At 50.3% G+C, this 12,431-nt stretch carries 11 protein-coding genes and 1 tRNA gene; 9 read left to right on the top strand and 3 right to left on the bottom strand.

Features of this window, described 5'->3' with window-relative positions; all coding sequences use genetic code 11:
- Positions 1-64: 64 nt before the first annotated feature.
- Entirely contained in the window at positions 65-487 is a 423-nt protein-coding gene (locus NMUL_RS16275) for a hypothetical protein (protein WP_238529870.1), read from the bottom strand.
- On the opposite strand from NMUL_RS16275, the gene NMUL_RS04940 reads away from it, so the two are divergent.
- Positions 477-1,886, top strand: a complete 1,410-nt coding sequence (locus NMUL_RS04940; protein ID WP_238529869.1) for an alginate export family protein — start codon at positions 477-479, stop codon at positions 1,884-1,886. The genes NMUL_RS16275 and NMUL_RS04940 overlap by 11 nt on opposite strands.
- 80 nt (positions 1,887-1,966) lie before the next feature.
- Here NMUL_RS04940 and NMUL_RS04935 read toward each other — a convergent pair whose 3' ends face one another.
- Entirely contained in the window at positions 1,967-2,575 is a 609-nt protein-coding gene (locus NMUL_RS04935; protein ID WP_011380284.1) for a transglycosylase SLT domain-containing protein, read from the bottom strand.
- A gap of 69 nt (positions 2,576-2,644) precedes the next feature.
- Positions 2,645-3,172, bottom strand: a complete 528-nt coding sequence (locus NMUL_RS04930; protein WP_011380283.1) for an adenine phosphoribosyltransferase — start codon at positions 3,170-3,172, stop codon at positions 2,645-2,647.
- Positions 3,173-3,327: 155 nt separating this feature from the next.
- Between NMUL_RS04930 and NMUL_RS04925 the strand changes: the two genes are divergently transcribed.
- From NMUL_RS04925 to NMUL_RS04895, 8 genes are all read left to right on the top strand, one after another.
- Positions 3,328-3,419, top strand: a tRNA-Ser gene (locus NMUL_RS04925).
- Positions 3,420-4,193: 774 nt separating this feature from the next.
- Positions 4,194-5,450 (top strand): reverse transcriptase domain-containing protein, encoded by a 1,257-nt coding sequence (locus NMUL_RS04920; RefSeq protein ID WP_011380282.1) that lies wholly within the window; start codon positions 4,194-4,196, stop codon positions 5,448-5,450.
- A 507-nt stretch (positions 5,451-5,957) separates the two neighbouring features.
- Positions 5,958-6,860, top strand: coding sequence for a hypothetical protein (locus tag NMUL_RS04915; protein WP_146063185.1), 903 nt, complete (start codon positions 5,958-5,960; stop codon positions 6,858-6,860).
- 241 nt (positions 6,861-7,101) lie between these two features.
- Positions 7,102-7,332: a helix-turn-helix transcriptional regulator gene (locus NMUL_RS04910; protein ID WP_011380280.1), complete on the top strand. Its 231-nt coding sequence runs from the start codon at positions 7,102-7,104 to the stop codon at positions 7,330-7,332.
- A 136-nt stretch (positions 7,333-7,468) separates the two neighbouring features.
- The gene (locus NMUL_RS15615) at positions 7,469-7,765 is read left to right on the top strand and encodes a hypothetical protein (protein ID WP_146063184.1); all 297 of its coding nucleotides are present in this window, start codon (positions 7,469-7,471) and stop codon (positions 7,763-7,765) included.
- Positions 7,762-10,218 (top strand): DUF3987 domain-containing protein, encoded by a 2,457-nt coding sequence (locus NMUL_RS14850; RefSeq protein WP_011380279.1) that lies wholly within the window; start codon positions 7,762-7,764, stop codon positions 10,216-10,218. The genes NMUL_RS15615 and NMUL_RS14850 overlap by 4 nt, the downstream gene beginning before the upstream one ends.
- Positions 10,219-11,208: 990 nt before the next feature.
- The gene (locus tag NMUL_RS04900; protein WP_041352392.1) at positions 11,209-11,478 is read left to right on the top strand and encodes a hypothetical protein; all 270 of its coding nucleotides are present in this window, start codon (positions 11,209-11,211) and stop codon (positions 11,476-11,478) included.
- A gap of 339 nt (positions 11,479-11,817) precedes the next feature.
- Positions 11,818-12,363, top strand: a complete 546-nt coding sequence (locus NMUL_RS04895; RefSeq protein WP_104009593.1) for a PEP-CTERM sorting domain-containing protein — start codon at positions 11,818-11,820, stop codon at positions 12,361-12,363.
- The last annotated feature ends 68 nt before the right edge of the window (positions 12,364-12,431 follow it).

Genomic DNA, 12,431 nt, shown 5'->3' with positions numbered 1-12,431 from the left:
TTCATCCGAACATCTGAAATCCAGGCACCCTTGATTCCGGCAAGCAATAAGCCAAGGCATGTCCTCATGTCATGCCCTCGCATGCAACTCGGATAGCACACAGACCAAAGCATGCGTTGCCCATCAGTTCAAAATCCACGCTGATTTTGCTATAGTTGCGAGCATTTTTCCGAAGCCCATGAAATCCCGCTATGCATCTGCCTGATTGCCTGCCTGCTTCATTCACGCCTGCCAAAAACGCCCCCTGCTTTTCAACCTCTTCACAGCGCGCATTGAAGCGGCTGGTGAAATCCGGCTTGGCAGGCATGCTCGGCCTCATGCTCCAGGCTTCTGCGGCAGACCCTGCTCCCGCCGGCAGCACCACCGTAGCCCCGACATCATCGCAAGCGCCCGCGCCTGCAACGGGCAGTGACGGGAGCAGCAGCCGGTTCGACTGGTCGAAAGTGCCGCCGGTGACCGCCCCTTCCCGCCCCGGCATGTTTAGCATCGCCCCCTCGGGACCAGGATACTACTCGCTTTGGGATCATATAACCGGCAACAAGCGTGAGAACCCGCCCGTTTCTCCCTATGCGCCCTATGCCCTCATGACCACACCGGCTTTCGATATCGATTTCCGCTATCTCGAAAAACCCGACCATGAGAAGGATATTTTCGATCCCATCAAGCGCATCCATCTTGGCGATGACTTCCTTCTGTCATTTGGCGGCAGCTTCTGGTACCGGTATATGCGGGAATCCGATGCCCGGCTGACCAATACCAGCGACAACTACCACATGATCCGCAGCCGCTTTCATGCCGATCTCTGGTATCAGGATCGGATCCGACTATTTGCGGAGTTTCTGGATGCCCGCACTTTCGGCCAGGCATTGGCGCCGTTAGCCACGGATGTCAACCACACGGATATGCTGAATGTTTTTGCGGACATCAAGATTGCCAACATCAAGGACGGTCCAGCTTATCTGCGCGTGGGGCGGCAGGAATTGCTTTACGGCTCGCAGCGGCTGATTTCCACGCTCGATTGGGTCAACACCCGCCGCACTTTCCAGGGGATAAAGGGGTTCTGGCGCACGCCTACGTTCGACCTGGATGCATTCTGGGTACGGCCCATGGTGACGGAAAGAAACAATTTCGATAACTGGGATGAGAAGCGCGAATTCTTCGGTTTATGGGGAACATACAAGCCCATGAAAGGGCACTTGGCCGATTTCTATTTTCTGAGCCTGGATGACAACCGCAATCTTGCCGTCGGCAGGGCCGGGGTCAGGGGCGATTCGATCACGCATACCCTCGGCAGCCGCCTGGCCGGAGATTACAACCAGTTCCTGTACGAACTGGAGGGCATGTACCAGTTCGGGCAGTATTCCAACCAGGATATCTCGGCCTTTGCCGTCGCCTCCGGCGCTGGCTACCACTTCAAGGGAAAGCCGCTGAATCCGCAATTCTGGCTGCGCTACGACTTTGCCTCCGGCGACAATAATCTGACCGATGGCAGCCGCACCACCTTCAACCAGCTTTTTCCCTTCGGCAACTATTACCTCGGATGGATCGATCGCGTCGGCAGGCAGAACATCCACGACTTCAACGCCCAGCTCAATCTGCACCCCCTGCCCTGGGCCAATTTCACCGCCCAGTACCACCGCTTCTATCTGGCGAACAAGCGCGATTTCCTGTACAACGCCGCCGGCGCCGCTACCCTTAGAGACGCAACCGGCCAATCCGGCAGCTATGTAGGAGACGAGATCGATTTCCGCTTCAACATACACGTCGACCGGCATGAAGACGTACTGATAGGATATTCGAAACTGTTTGCCGGCAATTTCCTGAAAGCGCAGGCGCCACGCGTCTCGCCTGACTTGTTCTACGTCCAGTACAACTTCAGGTTCTGAAACGTGAACGGCTGGCAGCGGTGATGCCGCCCATCCCCAAAGCATGAAACCAACGCCGCCGGGCGGGGCAAGGAATTCATTCAGCCCTTCCGACAGAAGGGCAGGTTTCTGGTGAAACTCGATATTGCAGGCAGACGGCCATTTTTTTCCTGGAGCACAGCCCAATAGCGCCCTCCGCCCCTGGTTTTTTTATTCCCCTTATAAGAGGCTATTACATGGTCAGCACTGACCCATGTAGACAATATCTTTACCGCGCATGGAAGATGAATGGCGGGATCGTGCAGGCGTTTTGCTTTCTTGATGCCACAGCTATAGCCCGGCTGGTTTGCGCTTTCTTTTGATATCTGCAGCAGCCCTCGATTTGTATCCCGCCTTCTGAATACGTCTTTGGATGGCCCCCTCGCAGCCGCTCCAGGATCAAAGGTGCTTTCGAATTCCGCCATGGACGAAAGCAGGCCCACCCAGAACTGAATCCTTTTTTTGCGTGGCAAATGCTTATAGGTCGGGCAAAATTTGCCGATATCCTTGGGGACCGCAGAGGGAAGAGACGAGGTGTCAACAGCAGTTTCCGTAATCCGCGTCCACGAGCCATCAAGGTTCTTTTTTGACCACGCGGCATAATCCTGAGCCTGAGCGGCGAAGGATGCGACCGGAGCCAGCATGAAGATCAATAACAGGACAACACACACTATGAGTATCCTTCTTAACCATAGATAATGCGTTTATATAAATCATTATAGACTCCATCCCGGCAGAGTTTAGTTCCCCTCAAACTCGCACAGTGCAAACACCTTGAGGCCCTGATCTTCCAGCCGCGCCCTGCCCCCGATATCCGGCAGATCAATGACAAAGCTGCACTCCACCACCTCGCCGCCCATCTCATGAATCAAGCCAGCGGCAGCCTCCGCCGTCCCGCCGGTAGCGATCAGATCATCCACCAGCAGCACCCGGTCGCCCTTCTGAATCGCATCCACGTGAATCTCGATGCGGTCGCTGCCATATTCCAGCTGATAATCGCGCCCCCGCGTTTCGGCAGGCAGCTTGCCCTTCTTGCGCACCGGCACAAATCCCACACCAAGCTCGTAGGCAACCGGCGCGCCAATGATGAAGCCGCGTGACTCGATTCCAGCCACTTTATCGATTTTCATGCTCTTGTAGCGGCTGGCGATTTCCTGAATAGTCGCGCGCAACCCCACCGGGTCTTTCAGCAAAGTGGTGATATCACGAAACATGATGCCTTCATGGGGATAATGCGCGATGGTGCGGATGCGGGATTTGATCTGCATGCTACTTCCTGTTTCTGGTTTTTTGAGTCAAAGGATTCAAGGGCCGTCGATACGGATGAGCCGCTTTCGGCTATACTACCGTAAAGTTGCCGGGGATAGCGTTCTGGTGTATCCTTTGCGCCCTTTGCCGGGTTCCTTTCCTGGAACCCTCAACAGGAGAGATGGCCGAGTGGTTTAAGGTACACGCCTGGAAAGCGTGCGTACGGGTCAAACCGTACCGAGGGTTCGAATCCCTCTCTCTCCGCCAAAAAATAATGTAAGTTGATATTTTTTAAAGAATTCTTTTTGGATTCTTTCGGCTACCTACATTTTCACCCCCACTCTCGTATAACAATAAATTGAAGGCTCACTAATAATCTCATTACATCAAGTAGATTATGGCTACTTGGAGTACTGTCATAACTATATGCAGCGTTAGTTCGACTAGCCTGGGTAAACAAAAGTAATAAGATGTGCATTAATTTCAAGCACAGACACTAACTGTACCTTATAATTGGAAAATCCCTTGTCTTAGTGCTTAGCGGGCCACCAGCTGGTGGAGCCGCACAATGTTACGAGGACGCCGAAGCACGCAATACGTGCCTAGGCCAGGCTGGGCCATTTATGGTTTCGCCTGAGAGATGCAGCCCAAGCTCAGATGATGTAAAGTTAACCGGAGCAAAGCCTTATAGAGGCTCTCATCGGACGGTTGAAGGACTTATTTTCTGGGGGAGGGCGACGCTAACTTGCGGTTGCCAACGCAGTCAAAAACGATAGAATTGGAGACGGCAATGAGGATAAAGACCGCAAGCAAAAACGTGCCAGCCGTGCTTTACGGAAGTGGTTGTACAGCTTAGCTGTCATCGTCTCGGTTTTAGTGCTTAGCGGGCCACCAGCTGGTGGAGCCGCACAATGTTACGAGGACGCCGAAGCACGCAATACGTGCCTAGGCCAGGCTGGGCCATTTATGGTTTCGCCTGAGAGATGAAGTGTCTTGAGCGGGTGGGTTGCTTGCCGATGGGAGCCCCAACAAAAATAAATCATGGCAGAGCTTTATCGCAAGCTGTACAGTAACAATCGTCTAAGAAGTGCTTGGCAGTCCATATACGAAAACGGTATTTCATCTAAATCGCCTACAATTAGAACTGAAATCGAGCAGTTCTCCCTTTCATTAGAAAAAAACCTTCGGCGGATTGCCGATCAGTTGAGAGAAAAACGGTACGTGTTTTCTCAAAGCTATGGGGTCGCGGTTAAGAAGAAGAATAACCCTAGCAAAAAGCGACCGATAGTAATATCCCCCATTCCTAATCGCATTGTTCAGCGAGCGTTGCTAGATGTTGTACAAGAAATTCCAAGTGTCCGAGCTAAATTAGACTCTGGTTTTAATTTTGGCGGAATTGCAGAAATCGGTGTACCTCAAGCGATTCTCAAAGCTTATAAAACAGCCCTGGAAAAGCCCTATTTTATTCGAACTGACATTTGTGCCTTCTTCGATAATATTCCTCGTTCACAAGCATTAGAAATTATTACTTCTGCATCTAAGGATGATGATTTCAATACGTTGTTAACTCAAGCAACAACAACAGAGTTGAGTAATCTTATAACCTTAGGCCGTGACAAGGAACTTTTTCCATTGGAAGGAAAAGGTGTTGCTCAAGGTTCCTGCCTTTCTCCCGTACTTTGCAATTTGCTTTTAGATGATTTTGATAAAAAAATGAATGCCCGAGGCATCGTCTGTATCCGATATATCGACGACTTCATTTTGTTTGCACCAAGTGAATCAAAAGCATTTAAAGCCTTTGCTAGCGCATCAGCTTTCTTGGAAAAACTAAACTTAAGTGTATATGACCCTCGTCACTCTCCCGATAAGGCTGAGCATGGGGTATCCAATAAAGGATTTGAATTTCTAGGATGTAGTGTAAGACCTGACCGCATTCGTCCTTCTGATAAGAGCATAAAAAGACTTAGAGATCGTGTGAATGAAATATTTGACAAGGTTATTAAAAAATCCAGTAGTCCGCTCCGATGCATAAACGAAAAAACTACTTACAAGGATGCGCTAAATGAGGTTAGTAGCACTATTAGAGGATGGGGTAACACGTATTCCTTTTGTACAGATGATCACTTGATGATTAACCTAGATAGGTATATCAGCGAAAAAATTTTGAATTTCAATCGGAGATATAAGCAAAAAATCCGGGCCTTTTCCCCTGAAGATAAAAGGCGCCTGCTAGGGGTATTTCTGCTCCAGGACTGTAAGAAGGACGAAAGCATGAGGGCCACTGTCACGGCTATTTAGTTTTATTAAATTTCTAAAATTAAAATGCGGCCTCGCCTACAAGTAGTGATTCAATTCAACTATCTCCCCTTTATTCGACAAATTATTGATCTCCGGCCTACTGAGTGATAATAACTGCTTTCAGAGTTTCCTGAAGCTTGCAAGCGCTACGCCAAGAACTTGCCTCGTTCATGCCATAGTTCATATTCGCTGGATTGCCTTAGGGTTCAAAGTGTAGACGATACTGTTTATATATCTCCATCAAAAAGAAGAAAGATTCCCACTAGGGAATTAGAGCTACCCTCTGTTTTCTTCCAGCTCAACCAATACCAAATCGAGACGCATCAATTCGTCATTATCTCGCAGCTTCCCCTTAAATCAGCGTTGAGAGCAATGCGCCCCTAATGGACTAGCCACTGGGAGGAGGTTTACGCGAGTGTGATAGATGACATTTAGTAGCTATCACACTCCAAGGAAGGAAATAAGATGCCCCGATCAAGACCTTTCGAACAGGAATGCACTAAGTAGTTGGAAATGGAAAAAAAGACCCTTCCCGCTCGATATCCGCGCGAGCAAGCAACAATCATATTTCAAGACCTGTACGAACTGGATCATGTAAATGAATTGCTTGATGAGATGTGTAGAGCGGCGGTGGTGCTGGAGAAACCGGAGACGACTTGGGATGGCAATCAGGACGAGCTATGGCGCAATCTTACTGCCGATCCCCTTACCTTTCTGATCAGGAAGCTGCGGGAAGCCTTTATTGAATATGAAAGGTTTTGGGAACCAGAGGGATGGACGCTGGATGATGACCCGGACTTGAGGGTGGCTCTAGAGGATCATGCGGAGATGTGGTGGCGCCTAAATGATCTCCGAGAGGGCTGCTGGAGAATGCCAAGGAACCCGCAGGGAAATACGAAAGGTGAGGCGTTGAAAGTTTACGATCCTGCGTTACTCGCATGTGGGGAAGCCTTGTACTTGGCACTTACAATTCAGCAATCCCCGGGTGACAAAAAGTGGATCATCGAATGCGTCGCACAACTGAAAGCTCATCTCTTGCGCTATCACACGGCATCACTTGAGGTGCTTCTAGGCCGGCAAGCTTCTTTTACATCTGGAAGAACACGAGGATCTCTGAGTCCCATTCATCGGCATTTTAGAAGACTGTACCAGAAACTGTGCAGCCAACAGCGCGAACCCGACAATTTCGAGGCATTCTGGTCGGTTATAGAGAAGGAATGCCAAAATCCAACTGTAAAAACTCCTTCAATCCAGTTGCATGAAATCGACGGTGACAAGCTCAATTATCGGATTGGTAAGGAAGATAAATCAATAAGTAAAGCTACTCTTCGCAATAAGTTCCGCTATTACAAAGACGGTATCGGCGGAACGTACAAACAGAAACAGTCCTCGAAGCTGAACCAGCGATAACCCCTTCTGGTTTAGCTCAGACCAAAAGGGGTCAAATAAAAGCGAGGTTCTAATTCATCGACGGAATCTCGGCCTTCCACGGCTAATACCTTGCCACTTCTTCCTTAAAAAAATTTAACGAAACAAAAAAACTTGCCTTGCAGATTCACGGTTTCCGCTAAACCGTGAATGCTCCTCTGTAAATTCTCCTTCACACCCAATGTGTCCCATTGGGGTTTATTCCAACCCATGAAGGAGAATCATGAAAACCAAAAATCTTCCTGACGCAGCTCCATGGTATGAGATTTACCGGATCCCTAGGGTAAAGGGACTCACCGGGCTGTCGCGTTCGTCCATTTATCGGCTGGAAGCGCTGGGCCTTTTCCCTGGCAGGGTAAAGCTGTCGGGCTCAGCAGTTGGATGGCGCAGCGATGAAATACACGCCTGGATAGCAAGTCGCCCACCTGCTAATCCAGGAAAGGGGGCGAAATGAGCGCACTTTTACCCTCTTTCAGGCGCCAGGCAGGCCCCACCTCTGGCGCTTTCTCGTTTCTGGGGCTTACCCGATTCGATGTTCCCTAATAGCAATACTCAATTAAACGTTACTAATCAATTTTGGAGGACTGTTAATGGATGACTTCGTTGAAGTGCCACAGGGAAAAAGACTTCTTCAGCTGCTGGAGGAAAAGCATCAGTTGCCAGTCACGATCGCCAAATACACATGCTGCGCATCCTGCCACAAACCTTTCACACCGCTTTTTCAGCCAGCTGCAGAATTGCATGTTGCACCGGACGGCCTGCGTTTACCAATCCTGCATCTCTGCCAACTATGCCAAGGTTGTGCAGCTAAACATCGTCGCGGGGGACGAAGACAAAGGGCAGTGTTAGCTGCTGTTCGGGAATTTCTGGCAAAGGAGGTGTCATGATCAGAACATTTCTACCCCCCGATTTGGTCGAATTCATGCACCGACATCAGTACAGACCAGAACCGCTGAAGCTGAGCGGAAGCGGGTTCCTCCGCTTTCCACTCGGCAACGAGGCCAATGGCAATACCAGCGGTTACGCCAAGCTTTTTCCCGACGGGAACAGCGCGGTGTTTGGCGATTTTAAATCGGGAACGCAGATTATCTGGAACGCCAAAGATGAGAAGAGCTTATCACCTCCCGAGCGTAGAGCACGCGAGGAGGCATTAAAGAAGGCCCGAGAGGAAATAGCTGAAGAACGGCGTCAGCTTCAGGTAGCCGCTGCAAGGCGGGCAGCCGAAATTTACGCGGGCGCGAAAGAGGCAAGGACTGACCATTCTTACCTGCTCAGGAAATGTATCAAGCCGTGTGGTGGCATCAGGCAGCACGATAATCAGCTACTTGTTCCGGTTTACGTAGCCGATAAGCTTACAAGCCTCCAATTCATCGAGGAGGACGGCACTAAACGATTCTTAAGTGGAGGTGAAATCAGCGGGGGCTGCTGTGTCCTAGGCGATCCTGCCGATGTGATTTGCATTGCCGAAGGGTATGCCACGGGTTGCAGCATACATGAGGCGACAGGTCATGCTGTCGCCGTCGCGTTCAACGCAGGCAATCTCACGTTAGTGGTGCAGACAATGCGGCAACGGTTTAAGGAGGCAACTCTCATCGTATGTAGTGATAATGATCAGTGGACCGAGGGTAACCCGGGCCTGACCAAGGCTACGGAGGCGGCTCTTACCGTCGGCGGACTATTGGCTGTCCCTGATTTTGCTGAGCGTGATATGAGTACTAGGCCGACCGACTTCAATGATCTGCATGTGCTATCGGGGAAGGGCATGGTAAATCAAGCCATCGCTGCAGCAAGGAAGGTAGGTGATCCACCCCGGCCTGTTTCAGATCCTCAGCTCACTCCTCACCTCATGTCACATCAAGCCCTTGTTCCAGCAGGTGATCAGGTCGGCTTGGATGGTTTACCCATTAACCTCCGGTCCCAGACAGATACGGAGGCTGCAACCGACGCTGAGACATCAGAAATAGCGAAGACAATAGAAGTGAGTAGGACGTTTAAGTCGGGCAAGTGGGAGCAACCGGAAGCAATCAAGCAGGAGGATGCGCTCCTGGCTGGGGAATGTGACGCTCCACTTGCCCCGCCCAAGATGCCGGAAATAGGCTTTCCTCCGCTCATCCATGACATAGTCGAGGTGGCTTGCGCTAACAGCGAAGCCCATTGGGTGGCGGTTGCTGCAAATGCCGTGGCCTACTTCAGCGCAATGACGGGCCGAGCATTATTCCAGTCTATAGGCGATGCGGTAATCCATTGCAGGCCCTTCCCACTTATCGTGGGCAAAAGCGGAAAGGCGCGCAAGGGTACGGCAGAATCGACTGTACGCAAGATCTTCAGGCGCGCTAATGCGCTGATCAATGAACAGCGAGAGGTTGAGGAAAGCCTACGCTGCCATACGGGCGGTCTCTCCACAGGGGAAGGTATTGCCTGGGCCATTCGTGATCCAATTGAGGCGGATGAAAAAGGCAGGGGCGGCGACCCGGGTGTGACCGACAAGCGTCTACTGGCTATCGAGAGTGAATTTGATAATGTCCTCTCCCAGCTGCGGCGCGACAACAATACCTTGTCTGCCACTATCCGCAATCTGTTTGATGGCCGCGACATCGAACCGCTTACCAAAACCAACCCTACGCGGGCAACGCGGCCTCATGTCTCGATTCTAGGGCACATTACCAGCCACGAACTGCGCGAGAAGGCGACTGCAAACGATGTGGCAAACGGACTGTTGAACCGGTTCATGATTCTCCACGTGTATCGCCCCAAGCTAGTTGCCTTGCCTCTTCCAACTCCAGAGGCGAAGATTGAAGAGTTGGCGCAGCGGGTAACCGACGCCATTATGGGTGTGACCCATGGGAATCTGCACGACGATAATCTGTATGAGGTTACCTTCAGTGATGCTGCTCGCGACTTATGGGTGGAGCAATACGAAACCATAACGCGAGATCGCGAGGGCAAGGCAGGAAGCTTGCTGGCCAGATCAGAGATGTATGCGCGAATGCTTGCAATGGTTTTTGCTGCAATGGACAAACGCCTCATCATTGAGCCAAGAGATCTTCATGCTGCTATTGCCTGGGTGGAATACTGGAATTCAAGCGTAACTTATGTCTTTAACTGTAGAGATGATGAAAGCGGACTGGATCCCTTCGAGGCTGAAGTGCTGGTTATCGTTACAAGAAATCCTGGCATCACGCTAACGAACCTGCGAAAGCACTGGCCAAACAGTCGAAGGAAGCAGGTGGACAACGCGCTGAAAACTCTGTTGAATCTGGCACCGCCATTGATTGAACAGGAACAGGAACAAACCGGCGGACGACCGGCAACCCGATATTTCCCTTACGAAAAAAAGTAAGAAAAGGTAGAAAAGCCAGCCCGCGCGGTATTGAGGTGGCAATTAAGGGGAAGAAAAGAGTAAAAAAAGGATAAGAGGGCAAGTTAAACAGAGTAAATACTTGCCGACTTCATACTTAATTACCTTTTCTTACCCTTAAATATATGGCTCAAACCCAATAGCCACGCCTTTCTTGACTTATTTCACTTATTTTCGCCCTCTATATATATAAATTATTAAGGGGGAATAGAGGCCAGGAGAAGAGCTGTTGCAGGGGGATGGGGGGTCAAAACTCAAGGGCTTTTTGCCTGGAACCCGAGCGCTTAGGCAAAAAATGATGGGCGCGAAATTGGGAAGGGGGGTGTTATGTTGATTTATATAATCCACTCGGAGATGCAAGGTATATTTGTATACGAAAGACTCCTGATCAAGACTCCTGATCGTCGAGATCGATCTGGTCCTTCATTGGATCACCGGAGGTCGGAGATGCGGAAATGGTACTACGGCATGAGGAGAGAGTGCTGCACATGAAGCTCAGAGCTGAACGTCCTGCGTAAATGGATTGTGGCTATTCATCCGGTGAAGGTCTTCCAGCGCTGAGTAGCGCGTATGGCGGAAAGACCTCTACCGATCTACGCGTCAGGACCCGCTGCTCGCCCCAACTATAGCCCCTGATATAGCCCTTTCGGCAACAAAGCCTCGGAGCCGAGACTGACTGAGATGGCAACGCGTGACGGAGAAGTTGAATCGCCTCATTGTTGAAATTGCGGCACCTCTCTGTAAGCTGATCCTGTTTGTGGTAGTCCCAATTCGGGAAGAACTCTTCTAGCGGACCTGTTCAATCGACGCGGCCATTCAATATTGCGGTTGATATTGCTGCCGCTGTTGTTGTCGCTGTCGATACTCCCTTTGCCACTGCTGGAAAGTTTTTTCCTGCTCGCTCCGCTGTTTCTCCTGCCGCTCAAACTGTAAGTCCTGCTGGCGCCGAATCTGCTCCTGCCGCCCCCGCAGTTGCTGCTGACGCTGATGTTCCTGTTGCTGTCGCTGCAGTTGCTGCTGCTGGAACTGCTGGTGCTGTCGGGAATCTTTCTGGCGTTGTTGTCGCTGACGTTCGAGTATTTGCTCATGTTTTTGTCGATCCTGCCTCGCATGCTCGAATTCATCAGCCTGAGCAGAGGCTTCGGCACTCAAGGTAAGCAACAGGATCGCAAGAAAAGCGCCCATTATTATATTGCCATTTGTTTGGTTCGCATGGTGATGACGGCATTCAAATTATTTTAACTCACACTCTGGGCGATATTGTTTCTGGTAAATGTCGATAATTTTTACACTTATCATCAAGACTTCTCCCTCCTTTATCGCAACTCCATGAATGAATTCATAATCAATAATTTGGCATACTTTATGCTAGTGCTTGAGCTTGTGAGTTTTCTAAAGTGGATGCAAGGAAGGCAGCTCCCTGCATTATCGATTTTGCTGTATCTCCCTCCACCGCAAAACACTCTGTTTCCAACCACGTTGTCCAGTAATGATGGTTAATTGCAGGTAAGGATAAGACGGAAAACCTCGTCAAGGGTTTTCACGCTCCCGGGGCACAATAATAAAAATGAGGTGATATTCGTGAAACTTTTAAGGCAATTAATTGCTGCAGGCATATTGGTCTTTGCAATCCAAAACGCAGGTGCGGCGGCGTTGACGGTGACTTATACAATGTTCGACCTTACGGATAGCACACCCGGAACCGATCGCTGGCAAGTTACTTATCACGTCACGGGTTCACTGACTGCGTTTGAAGGTTTCAATGTATTGTTCGCTCCCACAGACTTCGTCGGGCTCGCCGCCGAATCTGTACCCTCCGGATGGTTCGCCTACACCATAGGTCCAGATCTCATATTTGCTGCTGACGGCATTTTCTCGGCATCAACTGATGGAACTGGCGCATTGCCCGCTGATTTTATAGTGAGCTTTGATTGGACCGGCTCTGGCACTCCGGGCTCACAATCATATGAAATATTCGATGATAGTTTTAATGTTGTTGCGATCAGCGCAACTATGCCAGCAGCCATCGATCCAGGCAATCCGCTTCCTGAACCTGGAAGTTTGTTCCTGATCGGTGCTGGCCTGGCTGCTTTTGTCATGGGCCGCAGAAAGTATCAAAAGAGGTAAAAATCACAGGAAATTACTCGCGGATATCGCAAAACAGCGAGCCAATCGGCGCCCGCAGGGGTGACGCC

Origin of the sequence: Nitrosospira multiformis ATCC 25196, assembly GCF_000196355.1 — a bacterium.
Classification (GTDB): Bacteria; Pseudomonadota; Gammaproteobacteria; order Burkholderiales; family Nitrosomonadaceae; genus Nitrosospira; species Nitrosospira multiformis.
Note: the sequence above shows the minus strand (reverse complement) of the source record. Positions and strands in the feature narration are given on the sequence as shown.

Bases quoted from the DNA above. Each gene is read 5' to 3' on its own strand.
- NMUL_RS15615 (WP_146063184.1), top strand. From the start codon at position 7,469: ATGGATGACTTCGTTGAAGTGCCACAGGGAAAAAGACTTCTTCAGCTG.
- NMUL_RS16275 (WP_238529870.1), bottom strand. From the start codon at position 487: ATGCTAAACATGCCGGGGCGGGAAGGGGCGGTCACCGGCGGCACTTTC.
- NMUL_RS04940 (WP_238529869.1), top strand. From the start codon at position 477: ATGTTTAGCATCGCCCCCTCGGGACCAGGATACTACTCGCTTTGGGAT.
- NMUL_RS04920 (WP_011380282.1), top strand. From the start codon at position 4,194: ATGGCAGAGCTTTATCGCAAGCTGTACAGTAACAATCGTCTAAGAAGT.
- NMUL_RS04910 (WP_011380280.1), top strand. From the start codon at position 7,102: ATGAAAACCAAAAATCTTCCTGACGCAGCTCCATGGTATGAGATTTAC.
- NMUL_RS04930 (WP_011380283.1), bottom strand. From the start codon at position 3,172: ATGCAGATCAAATCCCGCATCCGCACCATCGCGCATTATCCCCATGAA.
- NMUL_RS14850 (WP_011380279.1), top strand. From the start codon at position 7,762: ATGATCAGAACATTTCTACCCCCCGATTTGGTCGAATTCATGCACCGA.